A 19,819-nucleotide genomic window follows, 5' to 3' on the forward strand; every position below is an offset into this window, starting at 1 on the left:
CGAGCCGCTGCAGCGACGGCGCTTGCGGCGACGGCTCCGGCGCGGCGCCTGCCGACCGAATTCACGCTCCCGCCGGTTTCCCGCCGTCCGCGATCCGCTCGCGCTGCGGGCCGCCCGCGGCGCGGCCGCGCCCGCGCTGGAGGCCCGCGCGGGGGGCGGCCGGGCGCTGCCCGTTCCCGCCGCCTCCGGCCGCCCGCGCGACGCCCTGGCGCCCTCTCCGCCCGGGCGCGCCGGCCGCGGCGACTCCGGCGCCGGCGTCCGCCGGGCGGGCTCAGGCCGGCGGCGGCTCCGCCCGCGGCGGGGCGGCGTTGCCGCGCCGCCCTGCGGCTCGAGCAGCACCGCGCGCACGATGCCGCGCACGGCGTCGAGGAAGGCCTGCTCGCGCGCGCCCTCGACGCGGAAGGCGATGTGCCGCAGCAGGTCGGCGGTCGGCAGCTCGGCGAGGAAGCCGGGCGCGCGGGCGGCGTGGAGGGAGATCAGCGCGCGCCCGGTCAGCGTGTTGCGGGCGCCGCGGATGCGGCGGGGGACCTGGAGGAGCAGGTCGGGGCCGAAGGCCGAGATCAGGCGGGCGAGGTCCAGGCTGACCTCGACGGCGTCGCACCCGGCCGCGGCGGCGTCGCAGGGCGGGCCGGCCGCGCCGGGCGCACCCTCCGTCGGGGATGATCCGCGGTCCTGCGCCGCCACGTGTCCGCCTCTCCGGTCCGGCGGCGCCCGCGGTCCGCCCGGGCGCCGGCCGGAGGATGAGAACAGGGGACGCCGGCCGGGCATGACAGCGGCGGAGGCGGGGATTCCGCGCCGGCAACGGCCGGTTCCGCCTGCCGCGCCGCGCCGGCCGCGGGCCGCGGCCGCCCGCCTCGGGGGCATCGCCGCCTTGCATCCGCGCGCGCCCCGCGCGACGTTGCGGCCATGACCGAGCCCCTTCCCCCCGTGCTCCTCGTCGGCTGCGGCAAGATGGGCGGCGCGATGCTGTCCGGCTGGCTGGAGCGCGGCCTCTCCCGCGCCGTGGTGGTCGAGCCGCACGGGCCGGCCGCCGCCGCCTTCGCCGGGGATCCGGTGGTCCGGGTCGTCGCCACGCCCGAGGCGATCCCCGCCGGCTTCACCCCGGCCGCCGTGGTGCTGGCGATCAAGCCGCAGGAGGCCGACGCCGCCCTGCCTGCCTACGCCCGCTTCGCCGGCCCGGACACGGTGTTCCTCTCGATCATGGCCGGGCGCACGGTGGCGGCGATCCGCCGCGGCGTGGGCGAGGACGCCGCCGTCGTGCGCGCCATGCCCAACACGCCCGCGGCGATCCGCCGGGGCTTCACGGTGGCCTGCGCCGGGCCCGGCGTTACCGCCGCGCAGCGCGCGCTGTGCGGCGCGCTGCTCGCGGCGGTCGGCGAGGTCGCCTGGGTGGGGAAGGAGGAGCTGCTCGATCCCGTCACCGCCGTCTCCGGCGGCGGTCCGGCCTATGTCTTCCTGCTCGCCGAGGTGATGGAGGCGGCCGCCGTCGAGCAGGGCATCCCGCGCGACCTCGCCCGGCGCATGGTGCGGGCCACGGTCAGCGGCGCCGGCGCGCTGCTCGCCGCGAGCGACGAGGAGGCGGCGGAGCTGCGCCGCGCCGTGACCAGCCCGAAGGGCACGACCGAGCGGGCCCTCGCCGTGCTGATGGCGCCCGACGCCTGGCCGGCGCTGATGTCGCGCGCCATCGCCGCGGCCACCGCGCGGGCGCGCGAGCTGGCGGGCTAGGCGGCCCGGCCGCGGGCATCGCGGGGACGCCGATGAGCGCCACCGCCTCCTCCACCGGCCTTCCGCACGATGCGGAGGCGCGGCTGCACGCCGCCTTCTGGCGCGCGGTCGCCGCGCAGGGCTGGCACGGGCTCACCATGCGCCGGCTCGCCGCCGAGAGCGGCCTGCCGCTCGCCGACCTGCGCGCGGCGCTGCCCACGCCCCTGCACGCGCTGCGCCTGCACCTGCGCCTGACCGACCGGGAGGTGCTGCGCGGCACCCTGGCCGGCCAGGGCGGCAGCGCGCGCGACCGGCTGTTCGACGTGCTGATGCGCCGCTTCGACGCGCTGCAGCCGCACCGCCCCGGCGTGCTGCGGCTGCTGCACGACCTCGGGCGCGATCCGCTGCTCGCCCTCGCGCTGGCGCCCGGCCTCGTCGTCTCGATGGCGTGGATGCTGGAGGCGGCGGAGATCGGCGCCGCCGGTGCCGCCGGCCTGGTGCGCGCGCAGGGGCTGGCCGGGCTGTGGCTCGCCGCGCTGCGCGCCTGGGAGCGGGACCCGAGCGAGGATCTCGGGCGCACCATGGCGGCGCTGGACCGCCTGCTCGACCGGGCCGAATGGCTGGCCCGCCGCCTCGACCTCGGCGCGGAGGGGCCGGAGGAGGCCGGCGCCGGCTGAGGCCGCGCCGGGGCGCTCGCGCGGGCGTGACCCGTCCGGGGGTGCCGGCATCGGCGGGGCGGCGGGGCGGCGCTTCCGCGGCCCGCGGCCGCGGGTCTAGAATCGCGGCCGTTCCGGCCGGCGGGGCGGCCTCGCCCGGCCGCCGTCGGCCAGAGAGAAGGGAGCCGCCCATGCCCTCCGGTTCCTCCGGTTCCTCCGGTTCCCGGCCCGAGACGGACCTGCTTCGCCTGCTCGCCGAGTTCCGGCTGCCCCCCATGCCGGACCTCGAGGCGCTGGCCAAGGCGCAGCGGCGCAACCTCGAGGCCCTCTCGGCAGCCAACCGCGTGGCGCTCGAGGGCGCGCAGGCCGTGGCGCGCCGGCACATGGAGATCCTCCAGCAGGCGATGACGGAGATGACCGAGGCGATGCGCGCCCTCGCCTCCGCCGGCGATTCGCCGCAGGCGCGCGCGGCGAAGCAGGCCGAGCTGCTCAAGGCCGCCTACGAGCACGCGGTGGCTAATCTGAAGGAGATCGCCGACCTGATCCAGAAGTCCAATGCCGAGGCGCTGGCCCTGCTCAACCGGCGTTTCGCCGAGGCGATGGACGAGGTGAAGGAGATGTTGAAGAAGGCCGAGGCGAAGAAGACCGGCTGAGGCGCGGCCCGCCGGGGTGCGGCGCGGGCGGGCCCGGCCGCGGCGGCGCGTCTGCCCGGGCCGTGCCGGCCGACCCGGCATGTCTTCTCCCGAGGGGGAGGCGGGACGCCCAGGTCGGTCGTCCGGCCTCTCGGCTCCGGCCGTTGGGGGCTACGGCCCGGCTTGCCGCGCCGCGGAGGCGCGACTATGGTCCCCGCGCGCCGCGCGGGCCGCCCCATCGCCGGTCGGGGCCGGGCGCACGGCGCGGGCCGGCCGGGCGCGGCGGCCCCCCTTGAGCGGGATCGGACGCGGGCGCGGGAGCACGCACGGGGCGCGGGACCGCCGCGACGCGGTTCGGACGGGTGCGGACGACGACGACGGGACACGGGATGCGGCTTTCCAACGAGGGCGGATGGCGCCCGGGGGCGGCGGGGCTGCGGCGCATCGGCGCGCGTCTTGCCGCGGGTATCGCGATGGGGCTGGTCGCCACGGGGGCGGCGCTGGCGCAGGCGTCCTCCGCGGGCGGGGCCGAGCCGGCGTCGGGCATCGGCGCGCCGGTGCCCTGGGGCATCGGGCTGCAGCCCTCGGGCGGGCCGGTGAAGGCGGCGATCGCCGAGCTGAACACGATGGTCCTCGCGATCATCATCGCGATCAGCATCTTCGTGACGCTGCTGCTCGCCTGGTGCATCTGGCGCTACCGCGCCAAGGTGAACCCGACGCCGTCGAAGACCAGCCACAACACGGCGCTCGAGATCGCCTGGACGGTGATCCCGGTGCTGATCCTGATCGTGATCGCGATCCCGTCCTTCCGCCTCGTGTACTACCAGGACCGGGCGCGGGAGGCCGACCTGACGGTGAACGTGCAGGGGCGGCAGTGGTACTGGCACTACGAGTACCCCGACCACGGCAACCTCGCCTTCGACAGCCGGCCGGTTCCCGCCGACGAGCTGAAGCCGGGCCAGATCCGCAACCTCTCGGTGGACGAGCCGCTGGTGATCCCGGTCGGCCAGACGGTGCGGGTCCTGACCACGGGCCAGGACGTGATCCACTCCTTCTTCGTGCCCTCGCTCGGCGTGCAGAAGTACACGATCCCGGGCCGCACGCTGGAGACCTGGTTCCGCGCCGACCGGCCGGGCGTCTATTACGGCCAGTGCAACCAGATCTGCGGCACGAACCACTGGTTCATGCCGATCGAGGTGCATGCCGTGCCGGAGCGCGAGTTCCGGGCTTGGCTTGAGCGGGCGCGGGCGCGCGCCGCGCTGGGCCTGCCGCCGGGCGGGGCGCCGGGCGCGGCGGTGGCGGAGGGCGCGCCCGGCGCGCCGACGAACCGGCAGACCGCGGAGGTCCGCCGGTAGTCCCGGCGGCCCGAGGGGAAAGAGGCATCATGGCGACCGCGACCCACGCGCATCACGGCGACCACCACGACCACAAGCCCGGCTTCGTGGCGCGGTGGCTGTTCTCGACCAACCACAAGGACATCGGCACCCTCTACATCGCCTTCTCGATCGTCGCCGCGCTGATCGGCGGGGCGATCTCCTGGGCGATGCGCTTCGAGCTGCAGCACCCCGGGCTGCAGATCTTCCCCGACGGGCAGGTGTGGAACGCCTTCGTCTCCGCCCACGGGCTGATCATGGTGTTCTTCGTGGTCATGCCGGCGCTGATCGGCGGCTTCGGCAACTGGTTCGTGCCGATCATGATCGGCGCGCCGGACATGGCCTTCCCGCGCATGAACAACATCAGCTTCTGGCTGCTGGTGCCGTCCTTCCTGCTGCTCGGTGCCAGCCTGTTCGTGGGCGAGGGGCCGGGCGCCGGCTGGACCATCTACCCGCCGCTGTCCTCCGGCCAGTACCACCCGAGCCCGGCGATGGACATGGCGCTGTTCTCGCTCCACCTCGCCGGCGCGAGCTCGATCCTGGGCGCGGCCAACTTCATCACCACGATCTTCAACATGCGCGCGCCGGGGATGACGCTGCACAAGATGCCCCTCTTCGTGTGGTCCATCCTGGTGACGGCGTTCCTGCTGCTGCTCGCCGTGCCCGTGCTCGCCGGCGCCATCACCATGCTGCTGACGGACCGCATGTTCGGCACCGCCTTCTTCAAGCCCGAGGGCGGCGGCGACCCGGTGCTGTTCCAGCACCTGTTCTGGTTCTTCGGCCATCCCGAAGTGTACATCATGATCCTGCCGGCCTTCGGGATCATCAGCCACGTCGTCTCGACCTTCTCCAAGAAGCCGGTGTTCGGCTACCTCGGCATGGCCTACGCGATGGTGGCGATCGGCTTCGTCGGCTTCATCGTCTGGGCGCACCACATGTTCACCTCGGGCATCGGGGTGGACACGCGCGCCTACTTCATGGCCGCGACCATGGTCATCGCCGTGCCCACGGGGATCAAGATCTTCTCCTGGATCGCCACCATGTGGGGCGGCTCGCTCGAGCTGCGCGTGCCGATGCTGTGGGCGATCGGCTTCATCTTCCTGTTCACCATCGGCGGCGTGACCGGCGTGGTGCTGGCGAACGCCGGCCTCGACCAGATCCTGCACAACACCTACTACGTCGTGGCGCACTTCCACTACGTGCTGAGCCTCGGCGCCGTGTTCGCCATGTTCTGCGGCTTCTACTACTGGATCGGCAAGATGAGCGGCCGCCAGTACCCGGAGTTCTGGGGCAAGGTGCACTTCTGGCTCGCCTTCATCGGCGCCAACCTCACCTTCTTCCCTCAGCACTTCCTCGGCGCCCAGGGCATGCCGCGGCGCTACCCGGACTATCCGGACGCCTTCTGGGGCTGGAACTTCGTCTCCTCGGTCGGCTCGATCATCTCGATGATCTCGGTCGCGGTGTTCCTCTACGTGGTGTACCGCACCTTCGCCGCCGGCGAGCGGGTGGCGGAGAACTACTGGGGCGCGGGCGCGACCACGCTGGAGTGGCAGGTGAGCAGCCCGCCGCCCTTCCACACCTTCGAGGAGCTGCCGCGCGTGCGCTGAGCGCGCGCCGGAGGGAGCCGCACGGCGATGAGCGAGAGCGCCATCGGCCCGGCGAAGGGGGGCAGCGGCGCCCCCCTTCCGCTTTCCGGGCCCGGCACGGCGGCGGACCTGTCCGAGGTCCGCGACTGGATCGCGCTGCTCAAGCCGCGCGTGATGTCGCTCGTCGTCTTCACCGGGCTGGTCGGGCTGCTGGTCGCGCCGGCGCGGCCGCATCCCGCGCTCGCGCTCGCCGCGATCCTCTGCATCGCGGTCGGCGCCGGCGCGGCGGGCGCGATCAACATGTGGTACGACCGCGACATCGACGCGCTGATGCGCCGCACCGCGGGCCGGCCGATCCCCGCCGGGCGCATCGCGCCGCGCGCCGCGCTCGGCTTCGGCGTGACGCTCGCGGTGGCGGCGGTGGCGGTGATGGCGCTCGCGACCAACTGGCTCGCCGCCGGGGTGCTCGCGCTCTCGATCGCCTTCTACGTCTTCGTCTACACGATGTGGCTGAAGCGGCGCACGCCGCAGAACATCGTCATCGGCGGCGCCGCCGGCGCCTTCCCGCCGGTGATCGGCTGGGCCGCCGCGACCGGCGCGGTCGGGCTCGAGCCGCTGCTGCTCTTCGCCATCATCTTCGCCTGGACGCCGCCGCACTTCTGGGCGCTGTCGCTGTTCGCGCACCAGGACTACGCGCGCGCGGGCGTGCCGATGCTGCCGGTGGTGGCCGGGGCGCGCGAGACGCGGCGGCAGATCCTGCTCTACACCGCGCTACTCGCCCCGCTCGGCCTCGCGCCCTGGGCGGTCGGCCTCGCCGGGCCGGCCTATGCCGGCGCGGCGGCGCTGCTCGGCGCCGGCTTCCTGCGCCACGCCTGGCGCGTGCTGCGCGACGCGCAGGACGCGGAGGGGCGCAGCCTCACCGGCGACGCGCCGGCGCGGCGCTGCTTCCGCTACTCGCTGCTCTACCTCGCCGCGCTGTTCGCCGCGCTCGCCGCCGACCGGCTGGTCCTCGGCGGAGGCGCCGGATGACGCCGGAGGAGCGGCAGGCGTTCGAGCGGCGGCGGCGCGGGCGCAACATCGCGCTCCTCGTCGCGCTGCTCGCCCTGGTCGTGCTGTTCTACCTGATCAGCATGGCGCGCCTCTCGCGCGCCGACGGCCTCGGCTGAGGCATCGCCGCGCCATGCCGCCGCACCCGCCGCGCCCCCCCGCCGCCGACCTCGCCCGCCGCAACCGCCGCCTCGCCGCCGGCGCCTTCGCGGTGGTGTTCGGGATGGTCGGCCTCTCCTTCGCCGCCGTGCCGCTCTACCGGCTGTTCTGCCAGGTCACCGGCTATGGCGGCACGCCGGCGATCTCCGCCGGCGCCGGGCCGGACCGCGTCGGCGAGGCGGTGGTCACCGTGCGCTTCGCCGCCGCCACCCACCCCGACCTCCCCTGGCGCTTCGCGCCGGCGCAGGGGCCGATGCGGCTGCGCGTGGGCGAGGAGGCGCTCGCCTTCTACACCGCCCGCAACCTCGCCGACCGGCCGGTCACCGGCGTCGCGGTGTACAACGTCACGCCGGAGAAGGCCGGACGCTACTTCCACAAGACCGCCTGCTTCTGCTTCGAGGAGCAGACCCTCGCCCCCGGCCAGGAGGTGGAGATGCCGCTCTCCTTCTGGGTGGACCCGCGTCTCGCCGAGGATCCGGCGACGCGGGAGGTGCGCACCATCACCATCCACTACAGCTTCTTCCGCAGCCTCTCCGACGCCGAACGCGCCGGGACGCTGGCGAGCGCCGGGCCGCATGTCGGCCGCCGCGCCGCGCCCGCCGGCGCCGCCGCCACCGTGCCGGGCGGGACGGGGGCGAACTGATGCGCCCCGCGCCGCTCCTTGCCCCGCCGCGTGCCCGCCCGGGCTTGATCGAGGCCGGCTTTTCGGCATTGATGCGCCCGACCGTTCAGCACAACCCGTCGCCGCGGCGCGGTCGGGCAGCGGCCCGATGCCAGCGGCGCCCCGCCGCCTGAGACCAGGACAGACCATGGCCAGCACTGCCGCGACCACCGCCACCTCCCTGCCGGCAACCCACGGCCCGGCGACGAGCGTGGCCGCCGACGAGTACGAGGCGCCGCCGCCGCACAAGCACCCCTACCACCTGGTGGACCCGTCGCCCTGGCCGATCCTCGGCGCCTTCGCCGGCGGGCTGCTGGTCGGCGGCTTCATCCTGCTCGGCCACTACGGCCAGATCTGGCTGCTGCTGGTCGGCCTCGCCGCGACCCTCGCCGTGATGGCGCTGTGGTGGCGCGACGTGATCCGCGAGGCCAAGACGCCCGGCCTGCACACCCCGGTGGTGCGCATCGGCCTGCGCTACGGCATGGCGCTGTTCATCGCCTCGGAGGTGATGTTCTTCGTCGCCTTCTTCTGGGCCTATTTCCACTACGCGCTGTTCCCCGAGCACGTCTCCGGCGCCGAGGCCGCGACCTGGCCGCCGCCGGGGATCAGGACCTTCGATCCCTTCGACCTGCCGTTCCTCAACACGCTGATCCTGCTGCTCTCGGGCACCACCGTCACCTGGGCGCACCACGCGCTGCTCGAGAACGACCGCAGGGGGCTGATCAACGGCCTGGCGCTGACCGTGCTGCTCGGGCTGACCTTCACCGGCTTCCAGGCCTACGAGTACGCGCACGCGCCGTTCAAGTTCTACAACGGCGGCGTGTATCCCTCGGTGTTCTTCCTCGCCACCGGCTTCCACGGCTTCCACGTCATCGTCGGCACCTGCTTCCTGCTGGTGAACCTGGTGCGCGCCATCCGCGGCGACTTCACGCCGCGCCGGCACTTCGGCTTCGAGGCCGCGGCCTGGTACTGGCACTTCGTGGACGTGGTCTGGCTGTTCCTGTTCACCGGCATCTACTGGTGGGGCGCGGGCGAGATTGCCCAGCACTGAGGCCCCTCGGGGCGGGATGCCCGGCGCCGTCCCTCCCGCGGCCCCGCCGGACCCTGGCGGGGCCGCGCCGCTTTCCACGGCGGCGCTGCTCGGCCGCTGCCCGCGCTGCGGGCGCGGCGCGCTGTTCGAGGGGCTGCTCGCGGTGCGCGAGCGCTGCGCCGTCTGCGGGCTCGACCTGCGCGCGCAGGACGCGGGCGACGGGCCGGCGGTGGCGGCGATCTTCGTGGTCGGCGCGCTCGCCATGCTCGCCGCCTTCGTCGTGGAATTCCGCTACGAGCCGCCGCTCTGGCTGCATGCGGTGCTGTGGCCGGCCCTGGTGCTGCCGCTCTCGGTGCTGACCATGCGCGTCGCCAAGGCGGCGCTGATCGCGCTGCAATGGCGCCATCGCCGCTCCGCCGAGGGGGTGTGAGCGGGGCGGAGGGCGGCCTGCCGGCGGCGCGCCCGCCCCGGCGCGGCGTGCTGCTTGCCGCGCTCGCCGGGCTGCCGGTGCTGCTGGCGCTGGTCGCGCTCGGCACCTGGCAGCTGCAGCGGCTGGCCTGGAAGACGGCGCTGCTCGCGCGCCTCGACGCGGCCGCGGCGGCGCCGGCCGTGCCGCTCGAGACGCTCGCCTCCCCGCCCGAGCCCTACGCCAAGGTCAGCGTCCGCGGACGCTTCCTCCACGACCGCGCGGCGCTGCTCGGCGCCGAGGTCCGCGGCGGCCGGCTGGGCGCGCGCCTGCTCACCCCGCTGCAGCGCGCGGCGGGCGGCCCGGCGCTGCTCGTGGACCGCGGCTGGGTGCCGCTCGCCCCGGACGGCGCCGCGCCGGACCCGGCGGCGCGCATCGCGCGGCCGGAGGGCGAGGCGACCGTGGTCGGCTATGTCCGCCCCGCCCAGGCGCGCGACTGGCTCGCCGCGGCGGACGACCCGGCGCGCCGGCGCTTCTTCACCTTCGATCCGGCGGCGATCGGCGCCGTGCTCGGCCTGCCCGCGGTCGAGCCCTTCGGCGTGGTCGCGCTCGCCGACGGCGCGGGCGGCGAGACGCTGCCGATCCCGGCCGCCGCCCTGCCGCGCCCGGACAATCCGCATCTCGGCTACGCCGTCACCTGGTACGGACTGGCCCTGGCGCTGGTCCTCGTCTTTCTCGCCTGGGCCCGCCGGAAGGAGTCCCGCGCCGCATGAAGAGCCCCCGCGCCGCCGCCTACGCCCGCCTGAAGGCCCGCTTCGCCCGCATCGCCACGCTCGGCGAGGCGGCTGCGATGCTGCACTGGGACGCGAGCGCGATGATGCCGCCGGGCGGCGCCGCGGCGCGCGGCGAGCAGCTCGCGGTGATCGCCGGCCTCGCGCACGAGCTGCTGACCGCGCCGGAGGTCGCCGAGGACCTCGCCGCCGCCGAGGCGCAGGGCGCGTGGGACGAGGCCAACCTGGCGCTGATGCGCCGCGCCCATGCGCGCGCCACCGCGCTGCCGACCGCGCTGGTCGAGGCCACGGCGCGGGCCAATTCCGCCTGCGAGAAGGTCTGGCGCGAGGCCAAGGCGCGCGCCGACTTCGCCCTGGTGCGCCCGCACCTCGCGGAGGTGGTGCGGCTGCAGCGCGAGACGGCGCAGGCGCTCTCCGCCGCGCTCGGCCTCGATCCCTACGACGCGCTGATGGACGGCTACCAGCGCGGCGTCACCGCCGCCGAGGTCGCGCCGATCTTCGCCCGCTACGAGGCCTTCCTGCGCGAGGCGCTGCCGCGCGCCGAGGCGCTGCAGGCGGCGCGCCCGGCGCCCGTTCCGCCGCGCGGGCCGTTCCCGGTCGCCGTCCAGCGGGCGCTGTGCCGGCGGCTGGCGGAGCGGCTCGGCCTCGACTTCACACACGCCCGGCTCGACGAGTCGCTGCACCCCTTCTGCGGCGGGATCCCGAGCGACGTGCGCCTCACCACCTTCTACGACGAGGCCAATTTCGCCAAGGCGCTGCTCGGCGTGGTGCATGAGACCGGCCATGCGCTCTACGAGCGCGGCCTGCCGGAGGCCTGGGCGCGCCAGCCGGTGGGCGAGGCGGCGGGGATGGCGGTGCACGAATCGCAGAGCCTGCTGGTCGAGATGCAGGCCTGCCGCTCCGACGCCTTCCTCGCCTTCCTCGGGCCGGAGCTGCACGCGGCCTTCGGCGGCGATCCCGCCCCCTATGCGCCGGAGAACCTGGCGCGGCTGTGGCGGCGGGTGGAGCGCGGCTTCGTCCGGGTGGACGCCGACGAGCTGACCTACCCCGCGCATGTGATCCTGCGCTTCCGCCTGGAGCGGGCGCTGATCGCCGGCGAGCTCGCCGTCGCCGACCTGCCGGGGGCGTGGAACGAGGGCTTCGCCGCGCTGCTCGGCCTGACGCCGCCGGACGATGCGCGCGGCTGCCTGCAGGACATCCACTGGTACGACGGCGCCTTCGGCTACTTCCCGAGCTACACGCTCGGCGCCATGGCGGCGGCGCAGCTCATGCGCGCGGCGCGGCGCGAGCTGGCGGAGCTCGACGCCGCCCTGGCGCGGGGCGCGTTCGGGCCGCTGCTCGCCTGGCTGCGCGCGAGGGTGCATGGCGAGGGGGCGCGGCTCGGCTTCCAGGACCTGCTCCGGGCGGCGACCGGCAAGCCGCTCGACCCGGAGGACTTCCTCGCCCATCTGCGCGCCCGCTATCTCGCCGAGGGCTGATCGCGGCCGCGCCGGCCGGGCGCCGGGCGGCGGCCAGGCGGCACGCCGCGGCGGCGCCGGACCGGACGCCTGCGGAGCGGCTTCGCGCCTCCGGCGCCCGCCCTCCGCGATCCGCCCGCGGGGCGGCCCGCTTCCCCGGCGCCGGCGCGGCCCCTACTGTGCCCCGCCATGCGCTATGTCTCGACCCGCGGCGAGGCCGCCCCGCGCGACTTCGAGGGCGTGCTGCTCGCCGGCCTCGCCGAGGACGGCGGGCTGTTCGTCCCCGAGTCCTGGCCCGTGCTCTCGGCGGCCGAATGGCGCGCCCTGCGCGGCCTGCCCTATGCCGAGCTGGCGGCGCGGCTGATCCATCCCTTCTGCGGCGCCTCCCTCTCCTTCGCGGCGCTCGCCGCGATGGCGCGCGAGGCCTATGCGGGCTTCGGCCACGCCGCGGTGGCGCCGCTCGTGCAGCTCGACCACCGCACCTTCGCCCTCGAGCTGTTCCACGGCCCGACCCTCGCCTTCAAGGACATGGCGCTGCAGCTCCTCGGGCGGCTGTTCGACCACGTGCTGGCGCGCCGCGGCGAGCGCATCACCATCGTCGGCGCCACCTCGGGCGACACCGGATCGGCGGCGATCGAGGCCTGCCGCGACCGCGCGGCGGTGGACATCGTGATCCTCCACCCGCGGGGCCGCACCTCGGAGGTGCAGCGGCGCCAGATGACCACGGTGCTCGCGCCGAACGTGCTGAACATCGCGGTCGAGGGCAGCTTCGACGACTGCCAGGACCTGGTGAAGGCGATGTTCGCCGACGCGCCGTTCCGGCGCGAGCTGCGCCTCGCCGCGGTGAACTCCATCAACTGGGCGCGCATCGCCGCGCAGATCCCCTACTACGCGGCCGCCGCCCTCGCCCTCGGCGCGCCCGACCGGGAGGTGGCGTTCAGCGTGCCGACCGGCAATTTCGGCAACGTGCTGGCGGCCTGGGCGGCGCGGCGGATGGGGCTGCCGGTGGCGCGGCTGATCGTGGGGTCCAACCGCAACGACATCCTCGCCCGCTTCCTCGCCGCCAACGACATGTCGGTGCGCCCGGTCGAGCCTTCGCTCTCGCCCTCGATGGACATCCAGGTTTCGAGCAACTTCGAGCGGCTGCTGTTCGAGCTGCTCGGCCGCGACGCGCAGGCGACGCGCGAGGCGATGCGCCGCTTCCGCGCCGAGGGCCGGATGCCGGTGCCGGAGGCGGCCTGGCGCGCGGCGACGGCGCTGTTCGCGGGCTTCGCCCTCGACGATCCGGGCACGCTCGCCGAGATCCGGCGCCTTGCGGCGGAAAGCGGCTACCTCGCCGACCCGCACGGCGCCGTCGGCGTCGCCGCGGCGCGGGCGCGGGCGCCGGAGGACCCGGCGATCCCGGTCGTCGCCGTCGCCACCGCCCACCCGGCCAAGTTCCCGGAGGCGGTGGAGCGGGCGACCGGCCGCCGCCCCCCCCTGCCGCCGCGCCTGGCCGACCTATATGAGAGGACGGAACGCTACCGCGTGCTGCCGCCCGATCTCGGCGCGATCGAGGCCGCGGTGCGCGCCCACGCCCTCCGCAACGACCCCGCCTGACACCAGGAAAGCCGAAGACTTGAGCGAGTCCGTCCGCCTCACCCGCCTGCCCAGCGGCCTGACCGTCGTCACCGAGCGCATGCCGCGCGTCGAGACCGTCTCGATCGGCGCCTACGTCGCCGCCGGCACGCGCAACGAGCGCCCGGAGGAGAACGGCGTCTCCCACTTCCTCGAGCACATGGCCTTCAAGGGCACGGAGAAGCGCGACGCCGCCGCCATCGCGCGCGAGATCGAGGCCGTCGGCGGCCACCTCAACGCCTACACCGCGCGCGAGCAGACCGCCTACTACGCCAAGGTGCTGAAGGAGGACCTGCCGCTCGCCGCCGACATCCTCGGCGACATCCTCACCCACTCCACCTTCGTTCCCGAGGAGCTGGAGCGCGAGCGCGGCGTGATCCTGCAGGAGATCGGCCAGGCGAACGACACGCCGGACGACATCGTCTTCGACCACTTCCAGGCCACCGCCTATCCCGGCCAGCCGATGGGCCGCCCGGTGCTGGGCACCGAGGAGACGATCCGGGCGATGCCGCGCGCGGCGCTGCTCGACTACATGCGCCGCCACTACGGGCCGGAGCAGATCGTCGTCGCCGCCGCCGGCGCGCTCGAGCACGAGACGGTGGTCGAGCTGGTGCGCCGCCACTTCGCCGACCTGCCCGAGACCGCGCCGCCGCCGCCCGAGCCCGCGCGCTACGAGGGCGGCGAGTTCCGCGAGGAGCGCGACCTCGACCAGGTGCACATCGTGCTCGGCTTCCCCGCCGTGCCCTACCGGCACCCGCTCTACTGGCCGACCCAGCTCCTCTCGACGCTGCTCGGCGGCGGCATGTCCTCGCGCCTGTTCCAGGAGATCCGCGAGCGGCGCGGGCTGGTCTATTCGATCTACTCCTTCGCCTCGCCGTTCCGCGATTCGGGGATGCTCGCCATCTACGCCGGCACCGGCGAGGCGGAGGCGGAGGAGCTGATGCCGGCCACGCTCGAGGAGCTGCGCAAGGTCCAGCGCGACGTCACCGAGGAGGAGCTGGTCCGCGCCAAGGCCCAGCTCCGCGCCTCGCTGCTGATGTCGCTCGAATCGACCGGCAGCCGGATCGAGCAGCTCGCCCGCCAGATCCAGGTGCATGGCCGCGTCATCCCGGTCGAGGAGACCAAGGCGCGGATCGCCGCCGTCACCGTCGAGCAGGTGCGCGAGGCGGCGGCGCACGCCTTCCGCGGCCGGCCGACGCTCGCCGCGATGGGGCCGGGCGGCCGGGTGCCGCGGCTGCCGGAGATCGCGGAGAGGCTCGCGGCATGACAACGGCCGCCTCCGACCCCGTCGCGACGCTGCAGGAGCTGGTCGCCGCCGCGCGCCGCGCCGGCGCCGACGCGGCGGATGCGGTCCTCGTCGCCGGCCGCGCGCTCACCGTGCAGCGCCGGCTCGGCCGGATCGAGCAGCTCGAACGCGCCGAGGACTGCGATCTCGGCCTGCGCGTCTTCGTCGGCCGCCGCCAGGCGATCGTCTCCACCACCGACCCCGCGCCCGCGCGCTTCGCCGCGCTCGCCGAGCGCGCGGTGGCGATGGCGCGGGCGGTGCCGGAGGATCCCTTCGCCGGCCTCCCCGAGGCGCCGGACGGCGACCCCGCGCTCGCCGCGGCGCTCGATCTCGAGGACCCGGCGGAGCCCTCCGCCGAGGACCTGATCGCCCGCGCCGCCGCGGCCGAGGAGGCGGCGCTCGCCGTCCCCGGCGTCACCAACAGCGAGGGGGCGGAGGCCGGCTGGTCGCGCAGCCTGATCGCGCTCGCCGCCAGCAACGGCTTCGCCGGGGCCTTCGTCCGCACCGGCCACTCGGTCTCCGCCACCGCGCTCGCCGGGCAGGGCACGGCGATGGAGCGCGACTACGACTTCGCGACCGCGGTGCACCTCTCCGACCTCGAGGACCCCGCCGCCATCGGCCGCCGCGCCGGCGAGCGCGCGGTGGCGCGGCTGAACCCGCGCCGGCCGCGTACGGCGCGCCTGCCGGTGGTGTTCGACCAGCGCGTGGCGGGCTCGCTGCTCGGCCACCTCGCGGCCGCGATCAACGGCGCGGCGGTGGCGCGCGGCACCTCCTTCCTCAAGGACCGGCTCGGCGAGCGGGTGATGGCGCCGGGCCTCGCCGTGCGCGACGATCCGCTGCGCCGCCGCGGCCTGCGCTCGCGCCCCTTCGACGGCGAGGGCATGGCGGGCGCGCCGCGCGCGGTCGTCGAGGACGGCGTGCTGACCACCTGGCTGCTCGACTGGCGCAGCGCGCGCCAGCTCGGCATGGCCTCGACCGGGCATGCGAGCCGCGGCACCTCCGGCCCGCCGGCGCCGGCGCCGAGCAACTTCTGGCTCGCCCCCGGCGCGCCGACCCCGGCCGAGCTGATGGCCGATATCGCCGAGGGGCTCTACGTGACCGAGCTGATCGGCATGGGCGTGAACATGGTGACCGGCGACTACAGCCGCGGTGCGGCCGGCTTCATGATCCGCGGCGGCAGGCTGGCCGAGCCGGTGAGCGAGTTCACCATCGCCGGCAACCTCAAGGACATGCTCCTCCGCCTCACGCCGGCGAACGACCTGGTGTTCCGGCGGGGGACGGACTCGCCGACGGTGCGGGTCGAGGGCCTCACCCTGGCGGGGGCCTAGAGCGGATCGCGGACGGCGGGAACCGGCCGGGGGCGTGACCGGCGCGCGCCCGCCCGCGGCGGGGGCGGATGGCGGGGCGGGGGCGGAGCGCGATCCGCGCCGCGGACCGCAGCGGCTCCGGCCGGGGAAGGCGTCCGCCACCCGGCCGGCGAACACGGAGGACAGCCATGGCGACCGAGGAATGGAAGAAGGATCTCGCGCGGATGCGCGCCGAGGCGATCGCCGCCATCGCCGCCCTCGCCTCCGGCCGGCAGCAGGCCACGGCCCCGGCGCGCGAGACCGCCGCGCTCGCCATTATCGCCGCCCACCAGATCCCGGAGCTGGTCGAGGCCGGGGCGTTCCGGCCGGGCGACCTCGACGACCATGCGATGCGGGCGATGGCGACCGTGGTGGACATCGCCGCGGGCTGGGACGACGAGGCGGAGGCCCTGGAGGCGTATGTCGGCAGCCTCGCCGAGGACGAGCTGCGCGACCTGATCGTCGCCGCGGGGCCGTGGGCGCGCGGCGTGTGGGAGACGATGGTGCCGCTCGACGAGGAGGAGAAGCGCCGGACCCTGGCGGCGCTGGGGGGCTGAGCGGGGCGTGCCGCTCCCCGGTCCGCCGGGGCGTCCGGCCGGATCGGCCTGCCGCGGCGGCCGCCGCGCTCGCGCGCCCCTGCCGCAGGCGGAGCGGATCGGAAGGCGGTCGCCATCCGTCCGAATCTTACCTATATTCAAGTTCACGGTAACCTGCCGGAGATGCCCGCCGCCATGCGCCGCCTTCCGACCCTCCTCGCCGCCGCCGCGGCGGTCGCGCTCGCCCTCGCCCCCGCGCTGGCGGATGCGCGCGTGGGCGGCGGCCGCTCCTCCGGCAGCGCCGGCAGCCGCACCTACTCGGCCCCGCCGCCGACCCAGACCGCGCCCGGCCCGGCGCGCCCGGTGGAGCGCAGCATGACCGAGCCTTCGCGCGCCAATCCCGGCCTGGCGGCGCCGGCGAGGCCGGGCATGCCCGCCGCGGGGGCGCCCGCGACCGGCGGCTTCTTCTCCCGCTCGCCCTTCCTGGCCGGGCTGATGGGCGGCCTGATCGGCGCCGGCCTCGGCGGGCTGCTGTTCGGCGGCGGCCTGTTCGGCGGGATGCATGGCTTCGCCGGGTTCCTCGGCTTCCTACTGCAGATCGCGTTGATCGCCGGGCTGGTCTGGCTCGGCCTGCGGCTGTTCCGCGCCCTGCGGGGCGGGCAGCCGGCGCCGGCGGGCGGCGTGCCGCCGCACGCCCTCGGGCGGACCGGGCACGGCCCCGGCCTGGGCGCGGCCGGCGGCGGCCCGGCGGGCGCGGGGATGAGCGCGGCCGCCGCGCCGCACGGGGGCGAGCCGATCCGGCTCGAGAAGGCCGACTTCGACACCTTCGAGCGCCGGCTGATCGAGGCCAACGAGGCCTGGTCGCGCCAGGACCTCGCCGCGCTGCAGCGGATCGCCACCCCTGAGATGGTGCAGTACTTCGCCGACGACCTCGCCGAACTCGCCAGCCGCGGCCTGCGCAACGAGACCCGCGACGTGCGGCTCGAGCAGGGCGACCTCGCCGATGCCTGGCGCGAGAACGGGCGCGACTACGCCCGGGTGGCGATGCGCTTCTCGATGGTGGACGTCACCCGCCGCCTTTCCGACGGCGCGGTGGTGGAGGGCGATCCGGAGCGCCGGACCGAGGCGACCGAGATCTGGACCTTCGTCCGCGCGCGCGGCGGGGAGTGGCTGATCTCGGCCATCCAGCAGACGGTGCCGGCCTGAGCGCGCGCATAGCCGAGCGGGAACGGCTTTGGCGCCTTGTCTGACGCACGAACTCGCGCTCCCGGCTGTTTCCGGACGTCGGCAGTCCGCTCTGGGGCGGAGCGCGGATGGTCGGGAACGGCCGGGCGCGTGAGCCGGCCGGCAAGCAGCGCGCCGGCGCCGGTGCCGCGCGCATAGCCGAGCGGGCTCGCCTCCGCGCGCGGGTCGCGCCGGCGGGCGTGCCGGGCGCCGGCCGGGCCGCGCGCCGGAGGGCGGGGGCCTCGGCCGATCAGGCGGCGCCTCTCGCGCGCATGTCCCGGCGGGAGCCTGCGCCGCGGCACGGCCCTCCTCCTCGCCCCCCGAGCGACCGCGGACGGCTGCGGGGAGCCGGGGGCGTGAACCGACTCCCGCGCCGCATCCGGGCGGACCCGGCGTCGCGGCGCTGATCGCGCTGCCGGTCTCCGGGCCGCCGTCGCCCGGCACGGGGCGGGCCGAGCCGGGCCGGGGGTGACGCGGCGCGGGCTCCGTCCGGCCCTCGCCTTCCGCTCCCCCTCCTCTTGCCCCCGCGCCGCCGATCGGGTCCGGTTGCGCCAGGCACGCCGCGCATCCGCGGGCGGATGCGATGGCCGGGCGAAGGGAGATCCGGGGATGCAGCAGCCGATGACGACGCCGGGGGAGGCGTCCACGCCGGGGGCCGACGACCTGCCGCGCAACGCGGCCAACCACGTGCCGCTGTCGCCCGTCTCGTTCCTGTTCCGCGCCGCCCGCGTCTGGGGCGGGCGCGTCGGGGTGGTGCACGGGCCGCGGCGCATCACCTATGCGGCGCTGCTCGAACGCTCGCGCCGCCTGGCCTCCGCCCTGGTGCGGGCAGGCGTCGGCCCGGGCGAGGCGGTCGCCGCGCTGCTGCCGAACGTGCCGGAGATGCTGGAGGCGCATTACGGCGTGCCGATGGCCGGCGCGGTGCTGTGCCCGATCAACACCCGGCTCGACGCGGCGACGATCGGCTTCATCCTGCGCCACTCCGGCGCGCGGGTGTTCGTGGCGGACCGCGAATACGCCGCCGTCGCCGCCGGCGCGCTCGCCGCGATGGAAGGGCCGCGGCCGCGCGTCGTCGTGGTGGACGATCCGCTCGGGCCGGGCGGCGCCGCGCTCGACGGCACGCCCTACGAGGAATTCCTCGCCTCCGGCGACCCGGATTTCGCGCCGCGCCCGCTCGCGGACGAGTGGGCGGCGATCTCGCTCTCCTACACCTCCGGCACGACGGGCGACCCGAAGGGCGTGGTGATCCACCACCGTGGCGCCTACCTCAACGCCTGCGGCAACGCGCTCGCCTTCGAGCTCACGCCGCGCAGCGTCTATCTCTGGACGCTGCCGATGTTCCACTGCAACGGCTGGACCTACACCTGGGCGGTGACGCTCGCGGGCGGGGTGCATGTCTGCCTGCGCCGCGTCGAGCCGGCGGCGATCTTCCGCCTGGTCGCCGAGGAGGGGGTGACGCATCTCTGCGCCGCGCCGGTGGTGCTGACCATGCTGATCCACGCGCCGGCCGAGGTGCAGCGCCGCCCGGCGCAGGTCGTGAAGGTCGCGACCGGCGGCGCCGCCCCGCCTTCCGCCGTGATCGCGAAGATGGAGGCGATGGGCTTCTCCGTCCTGCACCTCTACGGCCTGACCGAGAGCTACGGCCCCTCGCTGCTCTGCGCCTGGCAGCCGGGGCTCGAGGACCGCCCGCTGGAGGAGCGCGCCGCCTTCATGGCCCGCCAGGGCGTGCCGCTGCCGACGCTCGAGGACGCGACGGTGCTCGACCAGGCGACCGGCCGCCCGGTGCCGGCGGACGGCGCGTCCCTCGGCGAGATCGCGCTGCGCGGCAACACCATCATGAAGGGCTACCTGCGCAACCCGAAGGCCAACGAGTCGGTGTTCGTCGCGGGCTGGTTCCGCACCGGCGACCTCGGCGTGCTGCACCCGGACGGCTACATCGAGGTGAAGGACCGCGCCAAGGACATCGTCATCTCCGGCGGCGAGAACATCTCCTCGCTCGAGGTCGAGGAGGCGCTGTACCGCCACCCGGACGTGATGGAGGCGGCGGTGGTGGCGCATCCGGACGAGAAGTGGGGCGAGGTGCCGCACGCCTTCGTCACGCTGAAGCCGGAGGCGGAGGGGCGGGTGAGCGCGGAGGACATCATCGCCTGGTGCCGCGGCCGGCTGGCCCGCTTCAAGGTGCCGAAATACGTCACCTTCGGCCCGCTGCCGAAGACGGCGACGGGGAAGATCCAGAAGTTCGAGCTGCGCGCGCGGGTGCGGGGCGGATGACGGGCGCGCCGGCCATCTCCCGCGCCGGCGCCGGTCGC

19 protein-coding genes are annotated in these 19,819 nt (G+C 75.7%); 18 read left to right on the top strand and 1 reads right to left on the bottom strand.

Features of this window, described 5'->3' with window-relative positions:
- On the bottom strand, positions 1–684 hold a 684-nt coding region (locus K1J50_RS08820; RefSeq protein WP_456304554.1), incomplete at its 3' end, for a hypothetical protein.
- Positions 685–906: 222 nt separating this feature from the next.
- Here K1J50_RS08820 and proC point away from each other — a divergent pair.
- From proC to K1J50_RS08910, 18 genes are all read left to right on the top strand, one after another.
- The gene (proC, locus tag K1J50_RS08825) at positions 907–1,725 is read left to right on the top strand and encodes a pyrroline-5-carboxylate reductase (protein WP_220117347.1); all 819 of its coding nucleotides are present in this window, start codon (positions 907–909) and stop codon (positions 1,723–1,725) included.
- Between the two features lie 32 nt (positions 1,726–1,757).
- A complete protein-coding gene (locus K1J50_RS08830; protein ID WP_220117348.1) occupies positions 1,758–2,381 on the top strand; it encodes a TetR family transcriptional regulator in 624 nt (207 codons plus the stop codon).
- A gap of 170 nt (positions 2,382–2,551) precedes the next feature.
- Positions 2,552–3,013 carry a phasin family protein gene (locus K1J50_RS08835; protein ID WP_220117349.1) on the top strand — a complete coding sequence of 154 codons (462 nt, stop codon included), beginning with the start codon at positions 2,552–2,554 and terminating at the stop codon, positions 3,011–3,013.
- Between the two features lie 368 nt (positions 3,014–3,381).
- Complete coding sequence (gene coxB / locus K1J50_RS08840; RefSeq protein ID WP_255575108.1) at positions 3,382–4,347, top strand: cytochrome c oxidase subunit II; 966 nt, start codon at positions 3,382–3,384, stop codon at positions 4,345–4,347.
- Positions 4,348–4,376: 29 nt separating this feature from the next.
- Positions 4,377–5,972, top strand: a complete 1,596-nt coding sequence (ctaD, locus tag K1J50_RS08845; protein WP_220117350.1) for a cytochrome c oxidase subunit I — start codon at positions 4,377–4,379, stop codon at positions 5,970–5,972.
- 27 nt (positions 5,973–5,999) lie between these two features.
- A complete protein-coding gene (locus tag K1J50_RS08850) occupies positions 6,000–6,980 on the top strand; it encodes a heme o synthase (RefSeq protein WP_220117351.1) in 981 nt (326 codons plus the stop codon).
- Positions 6,977–7,117: a hypothetical protein gene (locus K1J50_RS08855; RefSeq protein ID WP_220117352.1), complete on the top strand. Its 141-nt coding sequence runs from the start codon at positions 6,977–6,979 to the stop codon at positions 7,115–7,117. The genes K1J50_RS08850 and K1J50_RS08855 overlap by 4 nt, the downstream gene beginning before the upstream one ends.
- Before the next feature lie 14 nt (positions 7,118–7,131).
- Positions 7,132–7,800, top strand: a complete 669-nt coding sequence (locus K1J50_RS08860) for a cytochrome c oxidase assembly protein (protein ID WP_220117353.1) — start codon at positions 7,132–7,134, stop codon at positions 7,798–7,800.
- Between the two features lie 166 nt (positions 7,801–7,966).
- Positions 7,967–8,869, top strand: coding sequence for a cytochrome c oxidase subunit 3 (locus K1J50_RS08865; RefSeq protein ID WP_220117354.1), 903 nt, complete (start codon positions 7,967–7,969; stop codon positions 8,867–8,869).
- Positions 8,870–8,885: 16 nt separating this feature from the next.
- Positions 8,886–9,278 (top strand): DUF983 domain-containing protein, encoded by a 393-nt coding sequence (locus K1J50_RS08870; RefSeq protein ID WP_220117355.1) that lies wholly within the window; start codon positions 8,886–8,888, stop codon positions 9,276–9,278.
- Positions 9,275–10,027 carry an SURF1 family protein gene (locus K1J50_RS08875; RefSeq protein WP_369413560.1) on the top strand — a complete coding sequence of 251 codons (753 nt, stop codon included), beginning with the start codon at positions 9,275–9,277 and terminating at the stop codon, positions 10,025–10,027. Before K1J50_RS08870 ends, K1J50_RS08875 begins: the two co-directional genes overlap by 4 nt.
- The gene (locus K1J50_RS08880; RefSeq protein ID WP_220117357.1) at positions 10,024–11,523 is read left to right on the top strand and encodes a carboxypeptidase M32; all 1,500 of its coding nucleotides are present in this window, start codon (positions 10,024–10,026) and stop codon (positions 11,521–11,523) included. Before K1J50_RS08875 ends, K1J50_RS08880 begins: the two co-directional genes overlap by 4 nt.
- 168 nt (positions 11,524–11,691) lie before the next feature.
- The gene (thrC, locus tag K1J50_RS08885) at positions 11,692–13,101 is read left to right on the top strand and encodes a threonine synthase (RefSeq protein WP_220117358.1); all 1,410 of its coding nucleotides are present in this window, start codon (positions 11,692–11,694) and stop codon (positions 13,099–13,101) included.
- A gap of 19 nt (positions 13,102–13,120) precedes the next feature.
- Positions 13,121–14,386, top strand: a complete 1,266-nt coding sequence (locus K1J50_RS08890; RefSeq protein WP_220117359.1) for a M16 family metallopeptidase — start codon at positions 13,121–13,123, stop codon at positions 14,384–14,386.
- A complete protein-coding gene (locus K1J50_RS08895; protein ID WP_220117360.1) occupies positions 14,383–15,732 on the top strand; it encodes a TldD/PmbA family protein in 1,350 nt (449 codons plus the stop codon). Before K1J50_RS08890 ends, K1J50_RS08895 begins: the two co-directional genes overlap by 4 nt.
- A gap of 167 nt (positions 15,733–15,899) precedes the next feature.
- Complete coding sequence (locus K1J50_RS08900) at positions 15,900–16,307, top strand: hypothetical protein (protein ID WP_220117361.1); 408 nt, start codon at positions 15,900–15,902, stop codon at positions 16,305–16,307.
- A gap of 174 nt (positions 16,308–16,481) precedes the next feature.
- Entirely contained in the window at positions 16,482–17,492 is a 1,011-nt protein-coding gene (locus tag K1J50_RS08905) for a Tim44 domain-containing protein (protein WP_220117362.1), read from the top strand.
- Between the two features lie 627 nt (positions 17,493–18,119).
- Positions 18,120–19,781 (top strand): AMP-binding protein, encoded by a 1,662-nt coding sequence (locus K1J50_RS08910; protein WP_255575109.1) that lies wholly within the window; start codon positions 18,120–18,122, stop codon positions 19,779–19,781.
- Positions 19,782–19,819: the final 38 nt, after the last annotated feature.

It is taken from the genome of Caldovatus aquaticus, from assembly GCF_019458025.1.
Lineage (GTDB): Bacteria > Pseudomonadota > Alphaproteobacteria > Acetobacterales > Acetobacteraceae > Caldovatus > Caldovatus aquaticus.

Excerpts from the sequence above, each read along its gene's own strand:
- proC (WP_220117347.1), top strand. The coding sequence starts at position 907 with ATGACCGAGCCCCTTCCCCCCGTGCTCCTCGTCGGCTGCGGCAAGATG.
- K1J50_RS08900 (WP_220117361.1), top strand. The coding sequence starts at position 15,900 with ATGGCGACCGAGGAATGGAAGAAGGATCTCGCGCGGATGCGCGCCGAG.
- K1J50_RS08835 (WP_220117349.1), top strand. The coding sequence starts at position 2,552 with ATGCCCTCCGGTTCCTCCGGTTCCTCCGGTTCCCGGCCCGAGACGGAC.
- K1J50_RS08865 (WP_220117354.1), top strand. The coding sequence starts at position 7,967 with ATGGCCAGCACTGCCGCGACCACCGCCACCTCCCTGCCGGCAACCCAC.
- K1J50_RS08910 (WP_255575109.1), top strand. The coding sequence starts at position 18,120 with ATGCAGCAGCCGATGACGACGCCGGGGGAGGCGTCCACGCCGGGGGCC.
- K1J50_RS08855 (WP_220117352.1), top strand. The coding sequence starts at position 6,977 with ATGACGCCGGAGGAGCGGCAGGCGTTCGAGCGGCGGCGGCGCGGGCGC.
- K1J50_RS08880 (WP_220117357.1), top strand. The coding sequence starts at position 10,024 with ATGAAGAGCCCCCGCGCCGCCGCCTACGCCCGCCTGAAGGCCCGCTTC.
- ctaD (WP_220117350.1), top strand. The coding sequence starts at position 4,377 with ATGGCGACCGCGACCCACGCGCATCACGGCGACCACCACGACCACAAG.
- thrC (WP_220117358.1), top strand. The coding sequence starts at position 11,692 with ATGCGCTATGTCTCGACCCGCGGCGAGGCCGCCCCGCGCGACTTCGAG.
- K1J50_RS08860 (WP_220117353.1), top strand. The coding sequence starts at position 7,132 with ATGCCGCCGCACCCGCCGCGCCCCCCCGCCGCCGACCTCGCCCGCCGC.
- K1J50_RS08905 (WP_220117362.1), top strand. The coding sequence starts at position 16,482 with ATGCGCCGCCTTCCGACCCTCCTCGCCGCCGCCGCGGCGGTCGCGCTC.
- K1J50_RS08850 (WP_220117351.1), top strand. The coding sequence starts at position 6,000 with ATGAGCGAGAGCGCCATCGGCCCGGCGAAGGGGGGCAGCGGCGCCCCC.
- K1J50_RS08830 (WP_220117348.1), top strand. The coding sequence starts at position 1,758 with ATGAGCGCCACCGCCTCCTCCACCGGCCTTCCGCACGATGCGGAGGCG.
- coxB (WP_255575108.1), top strand. The coding sequence starts at position 3,382 with ATGCGGCTTTCCAACGAGGGCGGATGGCGCCCGGGGGCGGCGGGGCTG.
- K1J50_RS08895 (WP_220117360.1), top strand. The coding sequence starts at position 14,383 with ATGACAACGGCCGCCTCCGACCCCGTCGCGACGCTGCAGGAGCTGGTC.
- K1J50_RS08870 (WP_220117355.1), top strand. The coding sequence starts at position 8,886 with ATGCCCGGCGCCGTCCCTCCCGCGGCCCCGCCGGACCCTGGCGGGGCC.